Origin of the sequence: Streptomyces mexicanus (assembly GCF_902506575.1) — a bacterium.
Lineage (GTDB): Bacteria > Actinomycetota > Actinomycetes > Streptomycetales > Streptomycetaceae > Streptomyces > Streptomyces mexicanus.
In genome coordinates, this window is the sequence record NZ_LR732544.1 from 4,399,000 (window position 1) to 4,424,599 (window position 25,600).

The window sequence follows — 25,600 nt, forward strand, 5'->3', positions numbered from 1 at the left end:
GGCGAAGGACGGGGTGGCCGAGCCGCTGGGCAGGGCGGCGGTGGCGGGCAGCTGCGAGGCGGGCTGCCCGGTGGCGTCGTCGTCGCTGCCCGCGTTCATCACGGCCACCGCGACGGCCGCGCCGACGGCGACGGTGGCCAGCACGCCCCCGCCCACGAACAGCAGCCGGCGGCGCTTGGTGCGCGCCTCGGAGGCCTCGGCGAGTGCGGCCCAGTCCGGGGTCCCGCCGTCGCTCCCGCTGTTCCACGACTGCTGGGAATGCGGTTTCCAGGGATCCCACTGGGACTGCGAGCCCCCCTGCCCATAACTCATGCCGCGCATCTTAACGGTGGCCGGGCTCACAGCCGTCCGGCGTGCGCGGGCGGGGTCCGCGTGGGCGGGCGGCCGTGGCGGGGGTCCGTCGGCCGTACACTGGGGAGGTAACACGCAGGACCAGCGCCGTCGTCCCCGTTTTGCCTGGGGTGGGTGCCGCGGGTATCCTGCATGTTCGTTGTGTATTGGCTTGCTCATTCTCACGGGACGGGCCCTTACACCGGTCCACCGGGCCGATGACCAGCGACCCCACGTACGCGGCTTGCGTCACCGCAGTGGGTCAAGGCTGTCGTGATCGTCTTCGGTGACCTTGTCAGGACCATTCACTGAAGAAGCGAAGGCTACGAACCGTGCGTACGTACAGCCCCAAGCCCGGCGACATCACGCGCCAGTGGCACGTCATCGATGCCCAGGACGTCGTCCTGGGCCGTCTGGCGTCCACCGCCGCCACCCTTCTGCGGGGCAAGCACAAGCCGATCTACGCGCCGCACGTCGACGCTGGTGACTTCGTCATCATCATCAACGCCGACAAGGTGCACCTCTCCGGCAACAAGCGGACCCAGAAGATGGCCTACCGGCACTCCGGCTACCCGGGTGGTCTGCGCTCCGTCCGTTACGACGAGCTGCTCGACAAGAACCCCGAGAAGGCCATCGAGAAGGCCGTCAAGGGCATGCTCCCCAAGAACTCGCTGGGCCGTCAGATGCTCTCGAAGCTGAAGGTCTACAAGGGTGACCAGCACCCGCACGCGGCGCAGCAGCCGGTGCCGTTCGAGATCACCCAGGTCGCGCAGTAAGTCCGGCCACCCCCTAAGACTGAAGAGAATCTGAGGAGAATCGTGGCCGAGACCACTGCCGAGCAGCCGCTCGAAGAGCTTGACATCGACAGCTACACCACCGAGTCCGAGGTGCCCGTCGAGGGCGAGTACACCTCGGAGTCCCTGGCCTCCCGCTTCGGCGAGCCGCAGCCGGCCGCCGGCCTGGGCCGCCGCAAGAACGCCATCGCCCGTGTCCGGATCGTCCCGGGCACCGGCAAGTGGAAGATCAACGGCCGCACCCTCGAGGACTACTTCCCGAACAAGGTGCACCAGCAGGAGGTCAACGAGCCCTTCAAGGTGCTGGAGCTGGAAGGCCGTTACGACGTCATCGCCCGCATCGCCGGTGGCGGTGTCTCCGGTCAGGCCGGCGCCCTGCGCCTGGGTGTCGCCCGCGCCCTGAACGAGGCCGACGTCGACAACAACCGCGGCCCGCTGAAGAAGGCCGGCTTCCTGCGCCGTGACGACCGTGCCGTCGAGCGCAAGAAGGCCGGTCTGAAGAAGGCCCGCAAGGCCCCGCAGTACAGCAAGCGCTAAGCGCGCAGCTGCCTGCGGACAGGCTCCCTCGAACGCCCCGGCGGCACGCCACTGTGCCGCCGGGGCGTTCGTGTATCACAGGAGCCTGGCGTATAACGGCACAAGGTGACGGACGGCTGATCCGATCGGATGCCCGCACCGCCCGCCCGTGCCCGGTCCCTCAAGCCGCAGGCGCGTCGAGGACATCAGACCCAGCGAACAAGCGAACAGTGGACGGGCCCCGGCCGACGCCGGCGCACGCGTCCACGCACCGACGCTTTCTCAGGAGGACAAGTGGGACGACTGTTCGGCACGGACGGCGTGCGCGGCGTCGCCAACGCGGACCTGACCGCCGAGATGGCCCTCGGCCTGTCCGTCGCCGCGGCGCACGTACTGGCCGAGGCGGGCACCTTCGAGGGCCACAAGCCCAAGGCGGTGGTGGGCCGGGACCCGCGGGCGTCCGGGGAGTTCCTGGAGGCCGCGGTGGTCGCGGGCCTGGCGAGCGCGGGCGTGGACGTGCTGCGCGTCGGCGTGCTGCCGACCCCCGCCGTGGCGTACCTGACCGGCGCGCTCGGCGCCGACCTCGGCGTGATGCTGTCGGCCAGCCACAACGCCATGCCCGACAACGGCATCAAGTTCTTCGCGCGCGGCGGCCACAAACTCGCCGACGACCTGGAGGACCGGATCGAGAAGGTCTACGAGGAGCACCGCACCGGCGCCCCCTGGGACCGCCCGACCGGCGCGGGCGTGGGCCGTGTGCGCGACTACGACGAGGGCTTCGACCAGTACGTCGCCCACCTCGTCGCCGTCCTGCCGAACCGGCTCGACGGGCTGAAGATCGTCCTGGACGAGGCGCACGGCGCGGCCTCCCGGGTCTCGCCGGAGGCCTTCGCCCGGGCCGGCGCCGAGGTGATCACGATCGGCGCGGAGCCCGACGGCCTGAACATCAACGACGGCTACGGCTCCACCCACCTGGACAAGCTCAAGGCCGCCGTCGTCGAGCACGGCGCCGACCTCGGCATCGCGCACGACGGCGACGCCGACCGCTGCCTGGCCGTGGACCACACCGGCGAGGAGGTCGACGGCGACCAGATCCTGTCCGTGCTCGCGCTGGCGATGCGGGAGCGTTCCGCACTGCGCTCCGACACCGTCGTCGCGACCGTGATGTCCAACCTGGGCTTCAAGCTGGCCATGGAGCGCGAGGGCATCCAGCTGGTGCAGACGGCCGTCGGCGACCGGTACGTGCTGGAGGAGATGAAGGACAAGGGCTACGCCCTGGGCGGCGAGCAGTCCGGCCACGTCATCGTCCTCGACCACGCCACCACCGGCGACGGCACGCTCACCGGCCTGATGCTGGCCGCCCGGGTCGCCCAGAGCGGCCGCACGCTCAAGGACCTGGCCGGGGTGATGGAGCGGCTGCCGCAGGTCCTGATCAACGTGCCCGACGTGGACAAGTCCCGGGTGAACAGCTCCCCGGACCTGGCCGCCGCGGTCACCGAGGCCGAGCGCGAGCTGGGCGAGACCGGCCGGGTGCTGCTGCGTCCCTCGGGCACCGAGCCGCTGGTGCGGGTCATGGTCGAGGCCGCGGACATCGAGCAGGCCCACGCGGTGGCGGGCCGGCTGGCCGACGCGGTGAAGTCGGCGCTGGGCTGAGCGCGCGCGGTCAGGTGCGGGTCCGGCGGGGCCCGCCCGGCAGGGCGCGTGCGGTGGGTCGTCCGTTCCGCTCGCGCTGCCGCGCCCAGAACCACTTCTGGGCCAGCAGCGTGAGCGTGCCGGCCAGGACGATGCCGAACAGGTTCAGCAGCAGCTGTCGTGTCGAGCCCCAGGTCTGCCCGGTGTCGCCGTAGGCGAGGGCGACGGCCGCGTTGGCGGCGGCGGGGACGGTGGTCACCGAGATGGCGACCCCGATCAGGGCACCGGACTTGGCCGAGGTCAGCGACAGCGTGCCGGCGGCACCGGCGAGGACCGCGACGACGAAGGAGAACGCGTCGGGGGCGTAGACGAAGTTCGTGTTGGGCCGGGGAGCCTCCAGCTTCGCCCGGGTGAACAGCCCGCAGGCGTCCATGAACAGCGTGAAGCCCACCGTCACCGCCATCGCCAGCGCGAACCCGGCCAGCAGCGCGACCACCGAGCGCAGCGCCAGCCGCGGCGCGCGCCGCACCAGCGCCGTGCCGATGCCGGCCAGCGGCCCGAACTCCGGTCCGACGGCCATCGCGCCGACGATCAGGATCGCGTTGTCCAGCACCACACCGCACGCGGCGATCATGGTGGCCAGCGTGATGAACGCCAGATAGGTGACCGACAGCGTCGACTCCTCGTGGGTGGCCTCCGTCAGCTCCTCCCACAGCACCGCGTCCGCGGCCTCGCCCGGCGCCTCCTTCTCGGCCTTGTCGGCCCGCTTCGACAGCGACAGGTCGATGCTCTCCACCGCGATGGAGCCGTCCCGCTCCAGGCCCGACTCCCGCAGCCCGTCGAGGAGTTCGTCGGCGGCCTCCCGGGCGACGTCGCACATCACCACGTCCCCGGGCGGGTTGCGGGCCGCGCCCGGCAGCACCACCAGGTGCGCGGTGCCGACGGTGTGCTGGATGAGGTCCACCACGTGCTCGGTCCGGTCGGCGGGGGTGATCAGACGCAGATGCAGCATGGGGGGCAGCGTAGACGTGCGGGGCGGTGCGACGGGCGCCCGCGGGTAGGACCGTCAGAGGTCCCCCGTCACAGTTTGCGCAGGCTCAGCCGCTGCACCTTGTGGTCGGGGCCCTTGCGCAGGATCAGCGTGGCCCGGCCGCGGGTCGGGGCGATGTTCTCCTCCAGGTTGGGCTGGTTGATGGTCCGCCACATCGTGCGGGCGTAGTCGAGGGCCTCCTCCTCCGAGACCTGCGTGTACTTGCGGAAGTAGGAGGACGGGTTCTGGAAGGCCGTCTCGCGCAGCTTGCGGAAACGGTTCAGGTACCACTGCTCGATGTCCTCGGTGCGCGCGTCGACGTACACGCTGAAGTCGAAGTAGTCCGCGAGTCCGACGCGGGTGCGGCCGTCCCTGCCGGGCAGGGCGGGCTGGAGCACGTTCAGCCCCTCGACGATGAGGATGTCCGGCCGGCGCACGGTGAGTTTCTCGCCGGGGACGATGTCGTAGATCAGGTGGGAGTAGACCGGCGCCGTCACCTCGGCCTTGCCGGCCTTGATGTCGGCGACGAACCGGGTCAGGGCGCGCCGGTCGTAGGACTCCGGGAAGCCCTTGCGGGACATCAGGCCGCGGGCCTGCAGCTCCTTGGTGGGCAGCAGGAAGCCGTCGGTGGTCACCAGCTCCACCCGGGGATGCTCGGGCCAGCGCGACAGCAGCGCCTGCAGCAGGCGGGCCACGGTGGACTTGCCGACGGCGACCGAGCCGGCCACGCCGATCACGAAGGGCGTGCCGGACTGGGAGCCCTGCTCGCCGAGGAAGGTGTTCAGCGCGCCGCGCAGCCCGTCGGTGGCGCCGACGTAGAGGTTGAGCAGCCGGGACAGCGGCAGGTAGATGTCGCGGACCTCGTCGAGGTCGATGACGTCACCGAGGCCGCGCAGCCGCTCCACCTCCTCGGCGGTCAGCGGCAGCGGCGTCTTGTCGCGCAGCGCGCTCCACTCGGCACGGGTGAGGTCGACGTAGGGAGTCGCCTCCGGCCGGGACCGGTGGGCGCTCCGGGGCATCGAGGGGACCGGAGAGATCACAGTCCATTGTTAACGGAGTTCGAACGCGGCGGAGGGTGGGGTGTGTCACGCCGGGGCCGGGGCGGTGGTGGATCACGTCGGCGTCACGGGCGGGTACCGAACGACGCCGTGCTGATCATCTGTGGGTCCGCTGTGCGTAAAGTGCGGGCAAAACGCGGCGGAGTGGGTCCGTGTCCTCGCCTCGGTGCACAGAAAGAGCCCCGTTCGTGAGGTCCCTCTCCGTCCGCCGTGCCGGAATCACCGCCGCGGCCGCCGCCCTCGTCCTGCTCGCCACCGCCTGCGGCGGCTCCTCCGACGACGGCGGCAAGGGCGGCGACGACACGACGGCCCAGGCCGACAAGACCGCCTCGGCGCCGGCCGCCGCCACGCCGCTGAGCGCTGCCGAGCTGGAGAAGGCCGCGCTGACCCAGGCGGACGTGACGTCCGGCAAGGTCATCACCGAGGTCCCCGCGGGCGACAACCTGACGCCGGACAAGGTCACCTCTCCCGTCACCGCGTGCACGCCGCTCGCCCTGCTCCAGGCCGGCACCTACCCGGGTACGCCCGCGGGGACGGCGAAGCGGTCCTGGGTGAGCGACGGGAAGAAGGCCCCGGCGGGCGCCGGTCCCGAGGAGTCCGCCGACGCCGCCATGGACCGCACGAAGACCGTCGAGACGCTCGCCTCCTACCCGGGCGGCGGTGCCGAGCAGGTGATGAAGGACCTGAAGACGGCCGTGCAGAAGTGCGCGAGCGGCTTCTCCTACGTCGCGGCCGGTACGAAGACGACGGTCCTGAAGGTCGTCACCACCGCCGCGCCGCAGGGCGCCGACGAGGCGCTGGCCGTGACCTCGACGGTGGCCGCCGACGGTGTCGACGCCCCCATGAAGAGCGTCGTGGTCCGCAAGGGCGCCACCGTCGTCTTCTTCCCCACCGTCAACATCGCCTCGGTCGTCACCGGCAAGGACTTCACCTTCCCCGCCGGGATCGTCGACGCGCAGGTGAAGAAGCTGAAGTGACGGACTGACGGGATTCCCGCCGACGTGCGCGCACCGGCGCCGGGCCGCGTTCGTACCCCGGTGGGAATTTCCGATTTCGGGCACGCAGCGGCCACTTCTGGCGGCCGGTGGCCCGTAGGCTGCGGACCATGTGCGGAATCGTGGGATACGTGGGTTCGCAGTCGGCGCTCGAGGTCGTCATGGCCGGGCTGAAGCGACTGGAGTACCGGGGGTACGACTCGGCGGGCGTCGCCGTGCTCGCCGACGGCGGGCTGGCGGCGGCGAAGAAGGCGGGCAAGCTGGTCAACCTGGAGAAGGAGCTGGTCGAAAAGCCGCTGCCGACCGGGTCCACCGGCATCGGGCACACCCGGTGGGCCACCCACGGCGGCCCGACCGACGCCAATGCCCACCCGCACCTGGACAACGCCGGGCGCGTCGCCGTCGTCCACAACGGCATCATCGAGAACTTCGCCGTGCTGCGCGGCGAGTTGCTGGAGCGCGGGCACGAGCTGACCTCCGAGACCGACACCGAGGTCGTCGCGCACCTGCTCGCCGAGGAGTTCTCCGCGACCGCCGACCTCGCCGAGGCCATGCGGCTGGTGTGCCGGCGGCTGGAGGGGGCGTTCACGCTGGTCGCGGTGCACGCCGACGAGCCCGACGTGGTCGTCGGCGCCCGGCGCAACTCGCCGCTGGTGGTGGGCGTCGGCGAGGGCGAGGCGTTCCTCGCCTCCGACGTCGCCGCGTTCATCGCCCACACCCGCTCCGCGATCGAGCTGGGCCAGGACCAGGTGGTGGAGCTGCGCCGCGACGGTGTCACGGTCACCGGCTTCGACGGGCGGCCCGCCGAGGTCCGCTCCTACAACGTCGACTGGGACGCGGCGGCCGCCGAGAAGGGCGGCTACGACTACTTCATGCTCAAGGAGATCGCCGAGCAGCCCAAGGCGGTGTCCGACACGCTGCTGGGCCGGATCGACGCGGCCGGGAACCTGACGCTGGACGAGGTCCGCATCTCCGCCTCCGAGTTGCGGGAGATGGACAAGGTCGTCATCGTCGCCTGCGGCACGGCCTTCCACGCCGGGATGATCGCCAAGTACGCCATCGAGCACTGGACGCGGATCCCCTGCGAGGTGGAGCTGGCCAGCGAGTTCCGCTACCGGGACCCGATCCTGGACGCGCAGACCCTGGTCATCGCCATCTCCCAGTCCGGGGAGACCATGGACACGCTGATGGCGCTGCGCCACGCCCGCGAGCAGGGCTCCAAGGTGCTGGCGATCTGCAACACCAACGGCTCCACGATCCCGCGCGAGTCGGACGCCGTGCTGTACACGCACGCCGGCCCCGAGGTCGCCGTCGCCTCGACGAAGGCGTTCCTGACCCAGCTGGTCGCCTGCTACCTGGTGGCGCTGTACCTGGGGCAGGTGCGCGGCACCAAGTGGGGCGACGAGGTCCGTGCCGTCATCCGCGACCTGTCGCAGATCGGCGGCGCGGTCGAGCAGGTCCTGCAGACCATGGAACCGGTGCGGGAGCTGGCCCGCTCGCTGGCCGACAAGAACACGGTGCTGTTCCTGGGCCGGCACGTCGGCTACCCGGTCGCCCTCGAAGGCGCGCTGAAGCTGAAGGAACTGGCCTACATGCACGCCGAGGGCTTCGCGGCCGGCGAGCTGAAGCACGGGCCGATCGCGCTCATCGACGAGGACCTGCCGGTGGTCGTGGTGGTGCCCTCCCCGCGGGGCCGCTCCCTGCTCCACGACAAGATCGTCTCCAACATCCAGGAGATCCGCGCCCGCGGCGCCCGCACCATCGTGATCGCCGAGGAGGGCGACGAGGCGGTCGTCCCGTACGCCGACCACCTCATCCGCATCCCGGTGACCCCGACGCTGCTCCAGCCGCTGGTCGCCACGGTGCCGCTGCAGGTCTTCGCCTGCGAACTGGCCACCGCCCGCGGCAACGAGGTCGACCAGCCGCGCAACCTGGCGAAGTCGGTCACGGTGGAGTGAGCGAACCCGTTCCCCGCGTCCAGGCCGCGATGAGTTTCCTTCCCGGCGGCGGTCGTACAGGCAACGACACACGACGTACCGCACCAGGAAGGACCGCCGCGTCATGACCGCAGCCGCCGTGAAGGGCCCCGCCAGTTACTTCCCGTCCATCGAGAAGAAGTACGGCCGGCCGATCGCCCAGTGGAAGGAAATCATCCGCTCCTCGCCGTTGACCCGGCACGGGGAGCTGGTGAACTGGCTCAAGGCCGAGCACGGTCTGGGACACGGCCACGCCAACGCCTTGGTGGCGCACACCCTCGCCGAGGCCGGCGAGGGGTGACCCGCGGTGCGACTGCTGTGCCGGGCCGGCCGGCGCCGGACCGTGTGCCGCGGGCGAAGTCCGGCGGCGCCGTAGGGTGCTCGCCATGAGCATCATCGGGGTCGGGATCGACGTGGCCGAGATCGACCGGTTCGCGGCGTCGCTGGAGCGGACGCCCCAGCTGGCGGACCGGCTGTTCGTGCCGGGGGAGTTGCTGCTGCCCGGCGGCGGGCGGCGGGGCACGGCCTCGCTGGCCGCCCGGTTCGCCGCGAAGGAGGCGCTGGCCAAGGCGCTCGGCGCGCCGGCCGGGCTGCTGTGGACGGACGCGGAGGTGTACGTCGAGGACAGCGGCCGGCCGCGGCTGCGGGTGAAGGGGACGGTGGCGGCGCGGGCGGCGGAGCTGGGGGTGCGCTCCTGGCACGTCTCGCTCAGCCATGACGCGGGCGTGGCGTCGGCGGTGGTGATCGCGGAGGGCTGACGGCAAAGGCCGGCGGGGGACGGTCGCGGGGCCGCCGTAGGCGATGACGCCGACGGCGGCGGGGCCGGCGGCTCGGCGGCGCCCGCGCCTGTCACGTCGTCGCGCTCGCCCCGGGCTTCAGCCGCAGCGCCAGCACCGTCGCGTCGTCCTGGGTGTGCCGGCCGGTCAGCAGGGCGACCAGCTCCCGGACGAAGGCGCCGAGCGCCTCCTCGCCGGGGGGAACGCCGCGCGCGGCGCACTGTTCGACGGCGCGCAGCAGCCGGGCGGTGTCCAGGTCCGGGTCGGAGTCGCGGCGCTCGACCAGACCGTCCGAGTACAGCAGGACCACGTCCTGCGGGCGCAGCCAGGTCTCGGCCGCCGCGTACGTCTCGTCGGGCATGACACCCAGCGGCATGCCGGGGCCGCCCGGCGGCGGGCCGAGCAGGAACGCCCGCTTCTCGCGCACCAGGATCGGCAGCGGGTGCCCCGCGCACGTCCAGCGCAGCAGACCGGTCTCCGGGTGGTAGCGGACGATGATCGCGGTGGCGGTGGACTCCTCGCCGTCGTCGCAGGCGACCGTGTTCAGCCAGGCGGTCAGCCGCTCCACCCATTCGCCGGTGTAGGCCAGGCCGGTCAGCGCGTAGCGGAGCTTGGCCATCAGCGTCACGGCGTCGAGTCCGTGCCCGCGGGCGTCCCCGAGCGCGATCAGCACCCTGCCCGAGGGCAGGACCCGGGTCTTGTACCAGTCGCCGCCCACGCGTGCCGTGTGCTCCTCGGGCCGGTAGACGGCGGCCGCCTCGATGCCGTGCTCGGCCAGCTCCCCGGGGAACCTGGGCAGGACGGCGTCCCGGAGCCGTTCGGCCACCTCCGCGACCGTGTCGGCGCGCTCCCGCTGGGCTTGTGCCTCGCGGGTCGCCCGCTCGGCCAGGGCGCGGCTGCGCCGGTCCTCCGTCACGTCGTGGAGCACCGCGCGCAGCGCCCACACCGGCCCCGCGGCGAGCCGCACCGGTTCCCCGACGAAGCGGAGGATCCGCCGGTCCGGCGCCGTCAGGTGCAGGTCGCACTCGGCGATCTCGCTGCACAGCAGCAGGTCGTGCACCGACCGGTAGAGCGCGTCCAGGCTCTCCGGGGTCACCGTGCGGCTCAGCTCCAGCAGATCGGGCAGCGGCTGGGTGTCCGTCAGGCCGAGCACGCCGCGCAGCCCCGACGAGCCCTCGACGCTCCCGTCGCCCAGATTCCACTCCGCCCAGCACACCCCCACCAGGCGCTGCGCCTCCTGGGCCGTCCGGGACTCGCGCCCGCGCTCCCAGCCGATGAGCAGCAGCCCCTCGCAGGGGATCACCCGCAGCTCGCTGCTCACCCGCACCACCAGGCCGCCCGGTCCCGGCAGCGGCCACTCGCCCACCTCCGGCCCCTGCGGCCGGCCGGTGCGGTGGGCCTCGGCCAGCATGTGCGGCACGGGGGTGTCCGCCAGCGTGGGGAAGCGTTCGAACAGCGGCACCGGTCCCGTCCAGGGCGGCACCACCCCGGGCGGGAAGCGGTGGGCGGCGTACTCGCGGGAGGCGACGTTCTGTCCCACGTACAGGTACCGGATGCCGCCCCGTTCGCCGGTCACCGGGCGGACGATCGTGACGGGGATCTCCAGGGAGTCCAGCAGTTTCTGCAACGGGGGAGGGACCGGTGGGCCGTCCGGGCGTCCGGCCGCACCGCCCGACCACCACCGCTCACCTCGCCCGGCGCCCCGCCCGGACGCCCGGACGGCCCACCGGCCGGAAACCGGATGAACCCCGGGACCCCGGGTCCGGACCGCACCTCCCCGGTGCGCCCCCGAACGGAGGAGGCGCGCCGCGACCCCGCGTAGCCCCGTCGGGTGAAGGACCGCGCCCGCCGCGGCCGGCCGCACCCCCGCCCGGCACCGCTCGGCCTCCTTGCTAGCGGATGACGACGACCTTCTGCCCGATCGTCGCGAACATCCACATCGCCTCGCCGTCGGCCCGCGACTCCCGGATGCCGCCGGTCTTCACCGCCGTGGTCGTGTCCGTCTGCGGCGTGGCGCCGTCCACCGCCGCGCTGAACCCGATGACGACCCCGTCCACGCTGGTGAACCGCACCACGTGCTCGACCGGGACGCCGTCGGTGCCCGTCACCGCCTTCGAGCGGGAGGTGACCGCGTAGGTGCCCGGGAGCGGGTCCACGGTCCCGGGGGTGACCTCGAAGGTGCTCTCCACCCGGCCGCCCGCGCTCACCAGCCACACCCGGTCGTCGTCGATCGAGTACACCACCCGCTCACCGGTGCCCGACCCGGCGGGCAGGGCATGCGGGTGCTGCCGGTCGCGCGGGGCCTTGCTCGGGGTCGGCGCGGCGGAGGCCGTGGCGCCCGGCCTGGCCCGCAGGTCCGGCGGCACGCTCGCCTGCGCCTGGTAGGCGAGGAAGCCCACCGCGGCGACCGCGGCGGCGGTGAGGGCGGCCACGATTCCCGAGCTGCTCCTTGCCACGCTCGCCCACCTCTGTCCCAGTCGCTGTGCGGGTCGTCCCCGGGGATCCGTCCCCGAAGGACCTGTGCGGGGCCTGTCCCCGAAGGACCTGTGCAGAACCTGTCCCCGAAGGACCCGTGCGGGGCCTGTCCCCGATGCGCGACGGTAGCAGCCGGGGCGGCCCCGACCCGGGCGCGCGTGCCCCGGGCGTGGGCGCCGTAGGCTGTTTGCGTGCTCTTGCTCGCTCTGGATACCGCCACCCCCGCCGTCACCGTCGCCCTGCACGACGGCACGGCCGTCATCGCCTCCTCCAGCCAGGTGGACGCGCGCCGGCACGGAGAGCTGCTGCTGCCGGCCGTCGACCGGGTGCTCGCCGAGGCCGGGCTGGGCCTGGACGCCGTCACGGGCATCGTGGCGGGCATCGGCCCCGGCCCCTACACCGGGCTGCGCGTGGGCCTGATGACCGCCGACACCTTCGGTCTCGCGCTCGGCGTCCCCGTGTACGGTCTGTGCACGCTCGACGGCCTGGCCTACGCGGCCGACGTCCCCGGCCCCTTCGTCGTCGCGACCGACGCCCGCCGCAAGGAGGTGTACTGGGCCCGCTACGCCGACTCCCGCACTCGCCTGACCGACCCGGCCGTCGACCGGCCCGCCGCCATCGCCGAGCAGGTCAGGGGCCTGCCCGCGGTCGGCGCGGGCGCGCTGCTCTACCCCGGCACCTTCCCGCAGGCGCACGAGCCCGAGCACGTGTCGGCCGCCGCCCTGGCCTCGCTGGCCGCCGAGAAGCTGGCCGCCGGCGAGGAGCTGCCCCGCCCCCGGCCGCTGTACCTGCGCCGCCCCGACGCGCAGGTGCCCAAGAACTACAAGGTGGTCACCCCCAGGTGACCGGGCGGACGACGACCGGGTCCCCCATCCCCGCCGTGCGGGAGATGCGCTGGTGGGACATCGACCCGGTGCTGGAGCTGGAGAAGGACCTGTTCCCCGAGGACGCCTGGTCCCGGGGCATGTTCTGGTCGGAGCTGGCGCACGCGCGCGGCCCGGAGGCCACCCGGTGCTACGTCGTGGCGGAGATCCCCGGCGAGGGCGCGGGTGAGGGCGAGGGCAAGGGGCCGGGCGACGGCCGGATCGTCGGCTACGCCGGTCTCGTCGCCTCCGGCGGCCAGGGCGACGTCCAGACCATCGCGGTGGCCCGCGACCACTGGGGCACCGGCCTCGGCTCCCGGCTGCTGGCCGAGCTGCTGCGGGCCGCGACCGCCTTCGAGTGCACCGAGGTGCTGCTGGAGTGCCGCGTGGACAACGTCCGCGCGCAGAAGCTCTACGAGCGCTTCGGCTTCGAGCCCATCGGTTTCCGGCGCGGCTACTACCAGCCGGGGAACGTGGACGCCTTGGTGATGCGCCTGTCCGACCCGGCCGCCCCCGCCACCCCGCAACCCCCCGTCAACGGCGTACAAGGAACCTGAGACCCATGGCTGACACCCGGGACGAGCCGCTCGTCCTCGGCATCGAGACCTCCTGCGACGAGACCGGCGTCGGCATCGTCCGCGGCACCACCCTGCTGGCCGACGCGGTCGCCTCCAGCGTGGAGGAGCACGCCCGCTTCGGCGGCGTCGTCCCCGAGGTCGCCTCGCGGGCGCACCTGGAGGCGATGGTCCCCACCATCGAGCGCGCCCTGAAGGAGGCGGGGGTGCGCGCGAAGGACCTGGACGGCATCGCCGTCACCGCCGGTCCCGGCCTGGCCGGCGCCCTGCTGGTCGGCGTCTCCGCGGCGAAGGCGTACGCCTACGCGCTCGGCAAGCCGCTGTACGGCGTCAACCACCTCGCCTCGCACATCTGCGTGGACCAGCTGGAGCACGGTCCGCTGCCGGAGCCGACGATGGCCCTGCTGGTCTCCGGCGGGCACTCCTCGCTGTTGCTGTCCACGGACATCACCGCCGACGTGCGCCCCATGGGCGCCACCATCGACGACGCGGCCGGCGAGGCGTTCGACAAGATCGCCCGCGTGCTGAACCTGGGCTTCCCCGGCGGCCCGGTCATCGACCGCTACGCCCGCGAGGGCGACCCGGAGGCGATCGCCTTCCCGCGCGGCCTGACCGGCCCGCGCGATCCCGCCTACGACTTCTCCTTCTCCGGTCTGAAGACCGCGGTGGCCCGCTGGATCGAGGCCAAGCGGGCGGCCGGCGAGGAGGTCCCGGTGCGCGACGTGGCCGCCTCCTTCCAGGAGGCCGTCGTGGACGTCCTGACCCGCAAGGCCGTGCGCGCCTGCAAGGACGAGGGCGTGGACCACCTGATGATCGGCGGCGGCGTGGCCGCCAACTCCCGGCTGCGGTCCCTGGCCCAGGAGCGCTGCGAGGCGGCCGGTATCCGGCTGCGCGTGCCGCGGCCCAAGCTGTGCACGGACAACGGTGCGATGGTGGCGGCGCTGGGTGCCGAGATGGTCCGCCGCGACCGTACGGCCTCCGCCTGGGACCTGTCGGCGGACTCCTCCCTGCCGGTCACCGACCCGCACGTCCCGGCCGAGGAGCCGGCGCACCCGCACGGCCGCGCGCACGGCCACGGCCACGCGCACTCCCACGACCACGTGCACGAGATGAGCAAGGAGAACCTGTACTCGTGACCGTCGCACTGATGTGGGAGGCCCGCGCGGTCGCGGGCCGCGGTGCGGAACTGCTGTCCTGGGCGCGCGCGCAGACGCTCCCTCAGGAGCCGCTGCGCCGCGAGACCTTCCGCGCCCCCCAGGACCGGGTCCTGGTCATCACCTGGTGGGACGCCCCCTACGACGCCGAGCTGCCGGAACTGCCCGAGCCCGCCGCGGACTTGGTGACCCGGGCCGTGCACCGCTGGCGGTTCGAGTCGGCGGACGGGGACTGATCCGTTCGAGTGGCACACCGCCCGCCGGGTGCGCTATGATCATCACACGCAAGCGGGCGAACGAAGCCCAGCGAGCAGTGCGTTGGTGGTCCAAGGAAAGACGCCCCGCTTCCTGCGGGGAGATGCAGGTGCAAGGCCTGCCCGGCGCTCGACGAGACCCCGTCCCGGTCCTTCCGGGGCGGGGTTTCCGCATGCCGCGCCCGTATCGCGTTCCCGCCGCGCCCGCGCCGCGTCCGTACCGCGCCGGCGCCGCATCCGTGCCGCGACGGCCGCACGACCGCACGACGTGGGCCCGCCCTCCCTGCGGAGGGCGGGCCCACGTCCGCCGCTCAGCCCGCCTCGGAGATCTCCGTCTCGCAGCGCAGCCGCCGGTCCGTGCCCACCTCGCGGACCTCGCCCGTCAGGGTCAGCCGGGTCGTGTGGCGCACGTCCGCGGCCGAGGCGGCCAGCCGCAGCTCCAGCTCGCCCGGCTCGACCACGCGGCGGCCGGAGCGGTCGGTGAACGCCGACAGGTCCGTGTGGAAGCGGAACGTCACCCGGCGCGCCTCGCCCGGGTCCAGTTCCACCCGCTGGTAGCCGATCAGGCGCACGTCCGGGCGGGTCACCGAGGCCACCGGGTCGTGCAGGTAGAGCTGGACCACCTCCGCGCCCGCCCGGTCACCGGTGTTGCGGACGGTCAGCGACACGTCGTAGGAGCCGTCGGTGCCGATCCGCGGGTCGCCCGAGCCCTCGAAGGACTCCCACGCGAAGGCCGTGTACGACCGGCCGTGCCCGAACGGGTACAGCGGCGTCGGGTCCAGGCTGCTCACCTCGCCGGCCAGGCCCAGCGGCGGCTGCAGATACGTCCACGGCTGGCCGCCGGGCAGGCGCGGCACGCTCACCGGGAGCCGGCCCGAGGGGTTGACCCGGCCGGACAGCACGCCCGCCACCGCCGGGCCGCCCTCCTCGCCGGGGAAGAACGCCTGCACCACCGCGCCCAGGCGCCCCGCCCAGCGGCCGAGCGCGTAGGGGCGGCCGGTCAGCAGCACCAGGACCACCGGGACGCCCGTGCCGATCAGCGCGTCCAGCAGCCGGCCCTGCACGCCGGGCAGGTTCAGGTCGGCCACGTCGCAGCCCTCGCCGGAGGTGCCGCGGCCGAACAGGCCGGAGCGGTCGCCGAGCACGGCCACGCACACGTCCGCCTCCCGGGCGCGGGCGACGGCCTCCTCGAAGCCGGAGGTGTCCGGGTCCGACACGCCGCAGCCCTCGGTGAACGTCACCTTGGCGTCGGGCAGTTCGGTGCGCAGCGCCTCCAGCACGGTGGGGATCTCGATGCCCATCTCCACCTCGGGGTGCTGGGTGCCCACGTGCGAGGGGAAGGAGTAGCAGCCGAGCATGGCCAGGGCGTCCGCGGCGCGCGGGCCGACCACCGCGATCCGGGTGTCCGGGGCCAGCGGCAGCACACCGTCGGGGTTGTCCAGCAGCACCACCGACTCCTCGGCCAGGCGGCGGGCCACGGCCCGGTTCTCCGCCGAGTCCAGGTCGACCGGCCCCTGCGGAACCTCGGGCTCCCAGCCCTCGTCCAGCAGGCCCAGCTCGCACTTCTGCAGCAGCACGCGGCGGGCGGCGCGGTCCACCAGCTCCTCCGGGACCGTCCCGGCCCGTACGGCGGCCACCAGCTCGTTGCCGTACGCCTTGACCGTCGGCAGTTCGACGTCGATGCCGGCGGCCAGGGCCAGGTGTCCGGACTCGGCGGGGCCGGCGGCCACCCGGTGCAGGGTCTGCAGGAAGTCGATGGCGAAGTAGTCGGCGACCACCGTGCCGGTGAACCCCCACTGCTCGCGCAGCAGGTCGGTGAGCAGGCCCGGGTCGGCCGAGGCGGGCACGCCGTCGGTCTCGGTGTAGGCGGCCATCACCGAGCGGGCGCCGCCCTCGCGCAGCGCCATCTCGAACGGCACCAGCGTGACGTCCGCGAACTCCCGGGTGCCGGCGCGCACCGGCGCCAGGTTGCGGGCGCCCGCGGAGGAGGCGTACCCGGCGAAGTGCTTCAGCGTGGCCACGACCCCCGCCGACTCCAGGCCGCGCACATAGGCGGTGCCGATCGTGCCGACCAGGTAGGGGTCCTCGCCGATGGTCTCCTCCACCCGGCCCCAGCGCAGGTCGCGGACCACGTCCACCACGGGCGCCAGGCCCTGGTGCACGCCCACCGACCGCATGTCCCGCCCGATACGGGCGGCCATCGCCTCCACCAGGGCCGGGTCGAACGTCGCGCCCCAGGCCAGCGGCACCGGGTAGGCGGTCGCGCCCCAGGCGGTGAAGCCGGCCAGGCACTCCTCGTGGGCGATCGCGGGGATGCCGAAGCGGCCGGCCTCGGCGATCCGCCGCTGGGCGCGGGCGAGCGCCTGCGCGCCGAGGGCCGGGTCCACGGGCGCGGTGCCGAAGGAGCGGGTGAGCTGGCCCAGGCCGAGGGTGATCAGCTCCTCCCAGTCGTAGTCGGTGTTCATGTACTGCTGGTGCGGGGCGACGCCGTCGCCGTCCGTCGAGGCACCCACCCACACGCCGTACAGCTGGGCCGTCTTCTCCTCCAGGGTCATCCGGGCGAGGAGGTCGTCGACCCGGGCGGCGGCGGGCAGGGCGGGGTCCTGCCAGGGGGCGGTGGTCATGAAGCTCCTGTCAGTGGTGTCGGGGAAGTAGTCGTTCGCGTTCACTTGCCGCCCACGCCCATCAGGCCGTTGACCAGGGCCCTGCGGGCCACCAGGTACACGGCGAAGATCGGGATGCCGGAGAGGACGACCGAGGCGAGCAGGGCGGGGATGTTCACCCCGAACTGGCTGACGTAGTTGAACAGGCCCAGCGTCAGCACACGCGGACCGTCGGACTGGGTGAAGATCAGCGGGAAGAGGAAGCCGTTCCACGCCTGCAGCGCGGAGTAGATGACGACGGTGCTGATGCCGCCCTTGGTCATCGGCACGACCAGCTGGAACAGCATGCGGGTGGTGGAGGCGCCGTCCAGGGCCATCGCCTCGTACATCTCCTCGGAGATGTCCCGCATGGTGCCGGTGAGGATCAGCACCGACACCGGCATGGCGAAGGCCGCCGTCGGCAGGATGACCGCGATCAGGCTGTCGTACAGGTTCAGCTTGGAGATCATCAGGTACAGCGGGACGACGACCGCCTGCGCGGGGATGGCCACGCCCAGCAGGAACAGCCGGAAGGACGACCCGGCCCAGAAGGTGCGCGAGCGCACGGCCACGTAGGACAGCGGGACGCACAGCACCAGCACGATCACCACCACCGCCGCCGCCACGATCACCGTGTTGAGCAGCAGGTGGCCGAAGCCGTTGTGCAGGACGGTGTCGTAGTTGTCCAGCGTGGGGTCGGTGGGCGGCTTGAGGGCGTTGTTGCCCAGCGCCTTGTCCTGGCGGGTCAGCGAGGCCGAGATCATCGCGTAGATCGGGACGATCACGACCGCCAGCCACAGCACCGAGCCGAGCCCGGCGAGCGGGTTGGGCCGCCTGCTCCAGTGCGTGCGGCGCCGGGCGGGACGGGCCTCGGGGGTGTGTTCGCCGCTCTTCACGGGACGCGGACGCCGCAACGTGTCGTGGGACATCTCGTCACATCCCTTCCCTGGTGCTGCGCATCGCGCCGAAGCCGGACAGCCGCACCAGCAGCAGCGACAGCGCGGTGGCGGCCACGACGAGGAAGGACGCGACGGCGCTGGCGTAGCCGAAGTCGTAGCTCTTGAAGCCCGCCTCGTACATCAGGTACGGCAGGATCGCGGTGTCCGTGCCCGGGCCGCCCTGGGTGAGGATCAGCACCGTCTCGAAGTACGTCAGCGAGCCGACGATCATCAGCACGCTGGACGTGGTCGCCGTGTTGCGCAGCTGGGGCAGGGTGATGGAGAAGAACTGCCGGTAGCGGCCGGCGCCGTCCATCGCGGCCGCCTGGTAGAGCACCTCGGGGATCTGCCGCGCCCCGCCCTGGTAGATCAGGGTGTGGAAGGGGATGAACTGCCAGCCACCGACGAAGACGATCGCGAGGAACGCGCCGGAGGTGGTGCCGAGCGTGTCCCCGTGGATGATGCCGAAGTTCGGGTCGAGCAGCGCGTAGAACAGCAGCGAGATCGCCGTCGAGGACAGCAGGAACGGCACGAAGAAGATCGCGGACAGGATCGCGCGGTTGCGCTGACGGCCCGCCGCCCACACCCCGAGCAGCAGCGAGAGCACGGTCTGGAAGGCCCAGCTGACGACGGTCAGCAGCACCGTCACCGTCAGGGACTGCGTCAGCCGCGGGTCGTGGATGAGCTTCTGCCAGTTGGCCAGGCCCACCGGCTGCGGGTCGCCCAGGCCGTTCCACTTGGTGAACGACAGGTAGAAGGCCAGCGCCATGGGGGCGACGGCGAAGAAGGTGAAGAACAGCACGCCGGGCAGGACCCAGGCGGTGTGCGGACGGCCCGTCCGCGCGCCCTTGGCGGCCCTGCCCCTGCGCACGGCGGGGTTGCTCGCGCTCACTTCAGCCCCTTGAGCGCGGAGACGAACTGCTCCGGCGAGGACTTGCCCACGAACAGCTTGTTGATCTCCGTGAGCATCGGCTGCTGCCAGTCCGGGTTCACCGCCTGGTCCCAGCTCAGCGTGAAGTTCGGGGCCTGCTGCACCAGCTGGTACTGGAACTTGGCGAACTCCGGGTTGGGGGAGGAGTCGAGCATCTTCTCGGCGATCGTGGTGGTCGGCACGTCGCCGTTGGCGATCAGGTCCTTGGTGTACTCCTCGGAGGCGCAGTCGCGCAGGAACGCGATCGCCGCGTCCTTGTTGGACGTGCGGGCGTTGACGGACCAGTAGTTGCAGGGGTTGCCGACCACGTTGCGGATGTCACCGGCGCCGCCGTCGAACTTCGGGAACGCGCACCAGCCCAGCTCCTTCTTGGCGAAGTCCGGGAACTTGCCCAGCTGCGTGGAGTACTCCCAGGAGCCCATCAGGTGCATCGCGGCCTTGCCCTTGGCGAGCATCGCCGGCGCGCCGCCGGTGTTGTACGACACCGAGCTGAAGCCCTTGCCGAAGGCCCCGTCGTCGACGAGCTGCTTGACGGTCTGGGCGGCCTTCAGCACGGCCGGGTCGCCCCAGCCCGACGTGTCACCGTTCCTGATCTTGTCGAAGACCTGCGGGCCGCCGATGCGGTCCACCAGGTACTCCAGCCACATCAGTTCCGGCCAGATCTCCACCCCGCCGAGGGCGAAGGGCGTGATGCCCGCCTTCTTCAGCTTGGCGTTGGTGTCGAGCAGCTGGTCCCAGGTGGTGGGCGGGGTCAGCTTGTGCTCGGCGAACAGCGTCTTGTTGAAGAACAGCAGCACCGGCTGCATGCCGCGCATCGGGATGCCGTACTCGTGGCCGTCCAGGGCGCCGGCGGCGACCACGGAGGGCAGGAAGCCCTTGCTGAGCACCGAGTCCGACTTGATCGTGTCGGTGAGGTCGACCAGCTGGTTCGCCTCCTTGTAGGCCATGATCGAGCCGCCGCCCCAGTTGAAGAAGACGTCGGGGGCGTTGGGCGAACCCATGGCGGTGCGCAGCTTGGCCGGGTAGTCCGAGGCCGGGATCCGCTGCAGCTTCACCTTGCCCTTGGCCTGCTTGGCAGCGGCCGAGGCGTTGAACCGGGCGACGGCCTTGTCCTGGACCTTCACCGCGTCGTCGCCGTACACCATCGCCGTGATGGTGCCGCCCGAGCCGCCCGAGCCGCTGCCGGACCCGCAGGCGGTCAGGCCGGCGGCCGAGATCAAGGTGGTGGCGCCGGCGCCGAGGAACCAGCGCCTGCTGTAGGACTCCATTGTGACGGCACCTCTCACAAGGTCGGTCGGGCAGGGCGTGGCCGCGACGGGTCGCCGGGACACAGGGAACGCCGTACCCGAATGTTTCGTATGTGATGTCGAATGTTCCGGGAACGTAAGGCGCTCCGGGGTCTTCGTCAAGAGGTCGCGCAGAGATACGATCCCGACCATGAAGCCGACGAAGACCGCAGAAACCCGCACCGCCACACTCGCCGAGATCGCCCGCGAGGCCGGTGTGTCGGCTCCGACTGTTTCGAAGGTCCTCAACGGCCGTGCCGACGTCGCCCCGGCGACCCGCAGCCGGGTCGAGGACCTGCTGCGCGCCCACGGCTACCGCCGCCGGCGCGCCGAGGCGACCCGTTCCCCGCTGCTCGACGTCGTCTTCCACGAACTGGAGAGCGCCTGGGCGATGGAGGTCATCCGGGGGGTGGAGAACGTCGCCCGGGACACGGGCCTGAGCGTGGTGCTCTCCGAGAGCGCGGGCCGGCTCACCCCCGGGCGGACCTGGGCCGACCAGGTCGCCGCCCGCCGCCCGCACGGCGTGGTGCTGGTGCTGTCCGGGCTCGACGAGTCCCAGCGGGCCCTGCTGACCAGCCGCTCGATCCCCTTCGTCGTCATGGACCCGGCCGGCGACCCGGGCACCGACGTGCCCTCGATCGGCGCGACCAACTGGCAGGGTGGGCTCGCCGCCACCCGGCACCTCGTCGAACTGGGCCACACCCGGATCGGCGCGATCAGCGGGCCGTCACGGATGATGTGCGCCCGCGCCCGCGTCGACGGCTACCGGGCCGCGCTGGAGACGGCCGGAGTCCCGGTCGATCCCTCGCTGATCGTCACCGGCGACTTCCACCACGAGGCCGGCTACCGCCTCGGCCTGAAGCTGCTGCGCCGCGAGGACCGGCCGACCGCCGTGTTCGCGGGCAACGACCTGCAGGCGCTCGGCCTGTACGAGGCCGCACGCGAACTCGGGCTGCGCATCCCGGAGGACCTGAGCGTCGTCGGCTTCGACGACCTGCCGGTGGCCCGCTGGGTGGGACCGCCGCTGACCACCGTGCGCCAGCCGCTGACCGAGATGGCCGAGGCGGCGGCCCGCCTGGTGCTCGACCTCGGCCGCGAGGACGAGACCCCGGCGGCCACCCGCGTGGAACTGGCCACGAGCCTGGTGGTGCGCAGCAGCACGGCGGCTCCGGGGGCGTGACGGCGACTCCCGGGCGCGTGATGACGGCTCCCGGGGGCAGGACGACGGCCCCGGGCGCGTGGCGGCGGTTCCTGGGCCGCGAGGGCGCCGCCGAAGCCGCCGCCGAAAGTTTCGAAGCGGACTGCCGGGCCTGTTCAGGCCACTTCAGGCCACTTCAGGCCGCTTCAGGCCGCGTCGGGCTGTGCGGTGCCGCAGTACCGGCACTTGGCGGCGGGCCGCGGCAGGTCGTCCGACAGGCAGGCCGGGCACGTCTTCGTGGCCACCGGATCCTTGAAGGCCGTCACGCCCCGGCGCGCCTGGAAGTGCTTGTAGGGCAGGACGATCAGGAAGTAGACGACCGCCATGAAGAGGATGAAGTAGATCAGCGCCGAGATGAACGACCCGATGTCGAGGTAGGTCGCCTTGTTGCCCGCCCGGCCCAGTTGCCATCCCAGCCCGGGCGAGCTGCCGCCCTGGGCGCGGGCGATGATCGGGTTGATCACGAAGTCGGTGAACGCCTTGATCAGCGTGCTGAACGCCAGGGCCACGATCAGGCCGACGGCCACGACGATCACGTCGCCGCGCATCAGGAAGTTCTTGAAGCCCCGCAGCATCGATGTCCTCGCTTCCGCACGCGCCCGGTCACGGGCCGTCGGTGGGTCGGCTCGTCCCGTCCACTCTCGCGGCGGTACCGGCACGCCGCACGCGGGACGCCGCCGGGCGGGGGAGACCGTCGGGCGGCCGGTGTGGAACGGTCCGGGGGAGTCGGCCGGTCCGGGGCGCGGGCGGGCCAGGGCGCGGGCGGTCCGGGGTGCGCTCGCCCGTTCGGATGATCGTGGGGCACGCGGCCGCGCGAGGGCATGCGACTCCGTAGCGTCACGGTCGTCGCTTGTGCCGTAGTGGCGCTCCCGCCCACACTTGACGGAGGAGGTGCTTCACGATGACCGCTCTCGCAGAAGAGGTGGCCCCGGTGGTGGCAGACGAGCCGGTCTCCGGGCCGGGTTCCGATCTCGACGAGGTCCTGTGGCAGGCGTGGAAGGCCCTGGATCTCCCCGAGGGCTACCGCGCCGAGATCATCGAGGGGGCCATCGAGGTGTCGCCCACCGGTCGCCGTCGTCATGGAGTGCTCGTCAACCGCCTCCGCCGGGCGCTCGACGCCCACCTGTCGCGCAGCGGGTTCGCGGCGCACCAGGACGTCAACGTCATCCACCGCCAGAAATCCTGGATCCCCGACCTCTTCGTCGCCCCCGTCGACCTGGACGAGATCCCCGACGAGGAGGGGCTCGGCGTCGACGCCTCCGGCGTCAGGATGGTCGTCGAGGTCACCTCGCCGGGCCATCGCAACCTCCAGCGCGACCGTGCCCGCAAGCGCCGTGAGTACGCGCGGGCGGGGATCCCGGTGTACGTGATCGTCGACGACTTCGACGACGAGGGCGCGGTGACCGTGCTGACGTCCCCCGATCCGAAGAAGGCCAAGTACGCCGACGAGCACCGCGTCCCCTACGGCACCGACGCGGTGATCCCGGAAGGGCCGGCCAAGGGTTTCGCCGTCGGAAAGGCGATCGTGGCCTCCTGACCGGGCCGGGTGCGCGGCGCCGACGGCGTCAGTCCGCCGGGTGCCCGAGCAGCATCGCCGGGGCGCCCGCGACGCGGGTGAGGAAGACCGTGGCCGCGGTGCGGCCGTACGGCTTGGGCAGCACCTTTCTGCGCAGTTCCTCCGGCTCGACGGCCGAGCCGCGCTTCTTCACGGTCAGCGTGCCGACCTCCCGCTCGCGCAGCAGGGCCTTGAGCTTCTTGACGTGGAAGGGGAGGTGGTCGGTGATCTCGTAGGCGGTGGCGTACGGGGTGGGCCGCAGCGCGTCGGCGGTGACGTAGGCGATGGTCGGGTCGATCAGCCCGCCGTCCACGTGCTCGGCCACCTCCGCGACCAGGTGCGCGCGGATCACCGCGCCGTCGGGCTCGTACAGGTACCGGCCCACCGGCCGGACCGCCGGGTCGGGCAGGCCGCGGCCGCGCAGCGTGCGCGGGCCGGGCAGCAGGGTCGCCCGCACCGCGCCGGGCTCGGTGCCGAACCACAGCACCGCCTCCTTCACGTCCCCGCTGTCGGAGATCCACTCCGCCTCGGCCTGTGCCGGGACCGCCTCGTGCGGGATGCCCGGCGCGATCTTCAGCGCGGCGTGCGGCGCCTTCAGCGCGGTCTGGACGGCCCAGGACAGCGGAGGGGAGTAGCCCTCCGGGTCGAAGATCCTGCCGCGTCCGCCGCGCCGCGCCGGATCGACGAACACCGCGTCGTACGACGAGACGTCGACGTCCGTGACGTCCGCCTCGCGCACCTCGATCAGCTCGGCCAGCCCCAGCGCGCGGGCGTTGGCGCGGGCCGCGGCGGCCGTCACCGGGTCCCGGTCCACCGCCAGGACGCGGATCCCGGCGCGGGCCAGGGCGATCGCGTCGCCGCCGATCCCGCAGCACAGGTCGGCCAGGCGGGTCACGCCCAGCTCCCGCAGCCGCGCCGCCCGGTGGGCGGCCACGCTCGCCCGGGTCGACTGCTCCACGCCGTTCGGCGTGAAGAACATCCGCCGCGCGTCCTCGGCCCCGAACTTCGCCACCGCCCGCTGCCGCAGCCGGGCCTGCCCGAGCGCCGCCGACACCAGCGCCGCCGGGTGCGTGCGGCGCAGGCGGGTGGCGACGGCGAGTTCGTCGGCGGGGTCGGTGCCGTGCACCTCGTCCAGGAGGGCGCGGCCCTCGGGGGTGAGCAGGGCGGCGAAGGCGTCGAGGGGGTCCAGCGGGGCCTGTGGGTCGTTCACCGGCTCATTGTCGGCCACGGCCGGCGGGGGCCGGCCACCCGCCGGCCGGGGTCGGTGACAACCGGCCGGTGCCGACCCCGTGCCGACCCCGTGCCGCCCGGTCGGCGGACGGTCCGCTGCCCGCCGCGGTGTCGGCCACCACCGGCCGGGGTCGGCCACAACCCGCCGCTGTCGGCCAAGCACCGGACGCTGTCGGCCAGTCGGTGGATGGTCCGCTGCCCGCCGCGGTGTCGGCGCGGCATCGGCACGCCGGGCTGCGAGGATCCGGCGCCATGACTGTAGTCGTACAAAATGACAAAAAGGGTGTGGGTCGGACGGTCGGCGCCCGGGCCGCCGTCCTCGCCGTTCTCGCCGCCGCCGCGCTCGCCGCCGGCTGCTCCCGGCCCGCCGACCCCGTCCCGCCCGCGCAGGGCCAGCAACTCCTCCCGGCACCCCCGGCCCGCGCCCTCGACTCCTACGCCGACCGCCTGCACGCCACCTTCGCGGCCCGCGCCGCCGCCGCCCGCCGCTGGAGCCTGAAGCAGGTCCCGCTGACGCCGCCGGCGCCGCCCGCGCGGAAGCTCCGGGCCCACGCCCGCCCCGGCTTCCAGGTCGAGCACCAGGAGAGCTGGGACCTCCCGCCGGTCTTCACCACGGTGCCCACCCGGGACAAGGTCGTCTTCCTCACCATCGACGACGGCGCCGAGAAGGACCCGGCGTTCCTGCGGATGATGAACGACCTGAAGATCCCCTACACGGCGTTCCTCACCGACTACCTCATCAAGGACGACTACGCCTACTTCCGGACCATGCAGTCCTCCGGCGTCACCCTCAACAACCACACGCTGCACCACCGGTACCTGCCGGGCCTGTCCTACGAGCAGCAGAGGCGCGAGATCTGCGGCATGCAGGACATCATGGAGAAGCAGTTCGGCACGCGCCCGACGATGTTCCGCCCGCCCTACGGCAACTACAACCAGGACACCCTGCGGGCCGCCAAGTCCTGCGGCATCCGCTACGCGCCGATCTGGAACGAGGAGGTCTACGTCGACCACTGGGAGTTCCGCGAGACCAACCAGCGGCTGCGCCCCGGCGACATCGTCCTCACGCACTTCCGGGGCCGCGCCGAGTGGAACGGCACGATGGTGGACGACATGCGCCGGTTCCTGGACTACGTGACGGCCCATGGGTACGCGGTGGCCCGGCTGGAGGACTACCTGTGAGACCGCGGCCGTGGCCGCGGCGCACGGCCGCGGCACTGCTGGCGGCGGCGGTGCTGATCCTGACCGGCTGCGCGCCGTCCGTCGACCCCATCGAACGGCTGGGCCGCAAGGCGGCGCAGCGCGTACGACCCGAGAAACCGGCCGGCCCGGCCGCCGACCGGCCCTACCGCCGCTGGGGCCTGAGCGCCCCGCTGCCCGCACCCCCGGCCC

24 protein-coding genes and 2 pseudogenes are annotated in these 25,600 nt (G+C 72.7%); 15 read left to right on the forward strand and 11 right to left on the reverse strand.

Annotation, left to right across the window (positions count from 1 at the left end):
- Positions 1-312: pseudogene (locus tag GV126_RS19770) on the reverse strand (hypothetical protein); the annotation flags it as partial.
- Between the two features lie 350 nt (positions 313-662).
- Between GV126_RS19770 and rplM the strand changes: the two are divergent.
- The 3 genes from rplM to glmM all read left to right on the forward strand — a co-directional run bounded on the left by rplM (position 663) and on the right by glmM (position 3,293).
- Positions 663-1,106 carry a 50S ribosomal protein L13 gene (gene rplM, locus GV126_RS19775; RefSeq protein WP_028420753.1) on the forward strand — a complete coding sequence of 148 codons (444 nt, stop codon included), beginning with the start codon at positions 663-665 and terminating at the stop codon, positions 1,104-1,106.
- A gap of 42 nt (positions 1,107-1,148) precedes the next feature.
- Positions 1,149-1,661 carry a 30S ribosomal protein S9 gene (rpsI, locus tag GV126_RS19780; protein WP_003998795.1) on the forward strand — a complete coding sequence of 171 codons (513 nt, stop codon included), beginning with the start codon at positions 1,149-1,151 and terminating at the stop codon, positions 1,659-1,661.
- A 273-nt stretch (positions 1,662-1,934) separates the two neighbouring features.
- Complete coding sequence (gene glmM / locus GV126_RS19785; protein WP_159668564.1) at positions 1,935-3,293, forward strand: phosphoglucosamine mutase; 1,359 nt, start codon at positions 1,935-1,937, stop codon at positions 3,291-3,293.
- 10 nt (positions 3,294-3,303) lie between these two features.
- Here the strand turns inward: glmM and GV126_RS19790 are convergent, their stop codons facing one another.
- Both GV126_RS19790 and coaA read right to left on the reverse strand, forming a co-directional pair.
- Entirely contained in the window at positions 3,304-4,284 is a 981-nt protein-coding gene (locus tag GV126_RS19790; RefSeq protein ID WP_159668567.1) for a DUF389 domain-containing protein, read from the reverse strand.
- A gap of 68 nt (positions 4,285-4,352) precedes the next feature.
- Positions 4,353-5,321 carry a type I pantothenate kinase gene (gene coaA, locus GV126_RS19795; protein ID WP_185946751.1) on the reverse strand — a complete coding sequence of 323 codons (969 nt, stop codon included), beginning with the start codon at positions 5,319-5,321 and terminating at the stop codon, positions 4,353-4,355.
- Positions 5,322-5,548: 227 nt separating this feature from the next.
- Between coaA and GV126_RS19800 the strand changes: the two genes are divergently transcribed.
- From GV126_RS19800 to GV126_RS19815, 4 genes are all read left to right on the forward strand, one after another.
- Positions 5,549-6,337 (forward strand): hypothetical protein, encoded by a 789-nt coding sequence (locus GV126_RS19800; RefSeq protein ID WP_159668573.1) that lies wholly within the window; start codon positions 5,549-5,551, stop codon positions 6,335-6,337.
- A 128-nt stretch (positions 6,338-6,465) separates the two neighbouring features.
- Positions 6,466-8,313, forward strand: coding sequence for a glutamine--fructose-6-phosphate transaminase (isomerizing) (glmS, locus tag GV126_RS19805; protein ID WP_159668576.1), 1,848 nt, complete (start codon positions 6,466-6,468; stop codon positions 8,311-8,313).
- 103 nt (positions 8,314-8,416) lie between these two features.
- Positions 8,417-8,632: a DUF4287 domain-containing protein gene (locus tag GV126_RS19810; protein WP_159668579.1), complete on the forward strand. Its 216-nt coding sequence runs from the start codon at positions 8,417-8,419 to the stop codon at positions 8,630-8,632.
- 85 nt (positions 8,633-8,717) lie between these two features.
- Complete coding sequence (locus GV126_RS19815; protein ID WP_028420746.1) at positions 8,718-9,089, forward strand: holo-ACP synthase; 372 nt, start codon at positions 8,718-8,720, stop codon at positions 9,087-9,089.
- A gap of 91 nt (positions 9,090-9,180) precedes the next feature.
- Here GV126_RS19815 and GV126_RS19820 read toward each other — a convergent pair whose 3' ends face one another.
- Positions 9,181-10,734 (reverse strand): PP2C family protein-serine/threonine phosphatase, encoded by a 1,554-nt coding sequence (locus tag GV126_RS19820; RefSeq protein ID WP_159668582.1) that lies wholly within the window; start codon positions 10,732-10,734, stop codon positions 9,181-9,183.
- A gap of 265 nt (positions 10,735-10,999) precedes the next feature.
- Entirely contained in the window at positions 11,000-11,563 is a 564-nt protein-coding gene (locus tag GV126_RS19825; protein ID WP_185946753.1) for a hypothetical protein, read from the reverse strand.
- Positions 11,564-11,773: 210 nt separating this feature from the next.
- On the opposite strand from GV126_RS19825, the gene tsaB reads away from it, so the two are divergent.
- From tsaB to GV126_RS19845, 4 genes are read left to right on the forward strand one after another with little or no spacing between them, the layout of a single operon-like run.
- Positions 11,774-12,427: a tRNA (adenosine(37)-N6)-threonylcarbamoyltransferase complex dimerization subunit type 1 TsaB gene (gene tsaB, locus GV126_RS19830; RefSeq protein ID WP_159668585.1), complete on the forward strand. Its 654-nt coding sequence runs from the start codon at positions 11,774-11,776 to the stop codon at positions 12,425-12,427.
- Between the two features lie 44 nt (positions 12,428-12,471).
- Positions 12,472-13,002, forward strand: a complete 531-nt coding sequence (locus GV126_RS19835) for a GNAT family N-acetyltransferase (RefSeq protein ID WP_159673895.1) — start codon at positions 12,472-12,474, stop codon at positions 13,000-13,002.
- 5 nt (positions 13,003-13,007) lie between these two features.
- Entirely contained in the window at positions 13,008-14,156 is a 1,149-nt protein-coding gene (gene tsaD, locus GV126_RS19840) for a tRNA (adenosine(37)-N6)-threonylcarbamoyltransferase complex transferase subunit TsaD (protein ID WP_159668588.1), read from the forward strand.
- On the forward strand, positions 14,153-14,410 hold the full coding sequence (locus tag GV126_RS19845; protein ID WP_159668591.1) for a hypothetical protein: 258 nt from the start codon (positions 14,153-14,155) through the stop codon (positions 14,408-14,410). The genes tsaD and GV126_RS19845 overlap by 4 nt, the downstream gene beginning before the upstream one ends.
- 329 nt (positions 14,411-14,739) lie before the next feature.
- Here GV126_RS19845 and GV126_RS19850 read toward each other — a convergent pair whose 3' ends face one another.
- From GV126_RS19850 to GV126_RS19865, 4 genes are all read right to left on the reverse strand, one after another.
- Complete coding sequence (locus GV126_RS19850) at positions 14,740-17,052, reverse strand: beta-xylosidase/alpha-l-arabinosidase (protein ID WP_159668594.1); 2,313 nt, start codon at positions 17,050-17,052, stop codon at positions 14,740-14,742.
- A 41-nt stretch (positions 17,053-17,093) separates the two neighbouring features.
- Entirely contained in the window at positions 17,094-17,999 is a 906-nt protein-coding gene (locus GV126_RS19855) for a carbohydrate ABC transporter permease (RefSeq protein WP_159668597.1), read from the reverse strand.
- A 4-nt stretch (positions 18,000-18,003) separates the two neighbouring features.
- Positions 18,004-18,819, reverse strand: a complete 816-nt coding sequence (locus tag GV126_RS19860) for a carbohydrate ABC transporter permease (protein ID WP_202035292.1) — start codon at positions 18,817-18,819, stop codon at positions 18,004-18,006.
- Between the two features lie 77 nt (positions 18,820-18,896).
- Positions 18,897-20,207: an extracellular solute-binding protein gene (locus tag GV126_RS19865; RefSeq protein WP_159668603.1), complete on the reverse strand. Its 1,311-nt coding sequence runs from the start codon at positions 20,205-20,207 to the stop codon at positions 18,897-18,899.
- A 169-nt stretch (positions 20,208-20,376) separates the two neighbouring features.
- Between GV126_RS19865 and GV126_RS19870 the strand changes: the two genes are divergently transcribed.
- Positions 20,377-21,405 (forward strand): LacI family DNA-binding transcriptional regulator, encoded by a 1,029-nt coding sequence (locus GV126_RS19870; protein WP_159668606.1) that lies wholly within the window; start codon positions 20,377-20,379, stop codon positions 21,403-21,405.
- Positions 21,406-21,569: 164 nt separating this feature from the next.
- On the opposite strand, the gene GV126_RS19875 is transcribed toward GV126_RS19870, so the two are convergent.
- Positions 21,570-21,998, reverse strand: a complete 429-nt coding sequence (locus GV126_RS19875) for a large conductance mechanosensitive channel protein MscL (RefSeq protein ID WP_159668609.1) — start codon at positions 21,996-21,998, stop codon at positions 21,570-21,572.
- A 326-nt stretch (positions 21,999-22,324) separates the two neighbouring features.
- Here GV126_RS19875 and GV126_RS19880 point away from each other — a divergent pair, with 326 nt between their 5' ends.
- A complete protein-coding gene (locus GV126_RS19880; RefSeq protein WP_159668612.1) occupies positions 22,325-22,960 on the forward strand; it encodes a Uma2 family endonuclease in 636 nt (211 codons plus the stop codon).
- Between the two features lie 28 nt (positions 22,961-22,988).
- Here GV126_RS19880 and GV126_RS19885 read toward each other — a convergent pair whose 3' ends face one another.
- A complete protein-coding gene (locus GV126_RS19885; RefSeq protein ID WP_236570052.1) occupies positions 22,989-24,188 on the reverse strand; it encodes a class I SAM-dependent methyltransferase in 1,200 nt (399 codons plus the stop codon).
- Positions 24,189-24,460: 272 nt separating this feature from the next.
- On the opposite strand from GV126_RS19885, the gene GV126_RS19890 reads away from it, so the two are divergent.
- Positions 24,461-25,390: a polysaccharide deacetylase family protein gene (locus tag GV126_RS19890; protein ID WP_159668617.1), complete on the forward strand. Its 930-nt coding sequence runs from the start codon at positions 24,461-24,463 to the stop codon at positions 25,388-25,390.
- Positions 25,387-25,600: pseudogene (locus GV126_RS19895) on the forward strand (polysaccharide deacetylase family protein); the annotation flags it as partial. The gene GV126_RS19890 and the pseudogene GV126_RS19895, both read left to right, overlap by 4 nt.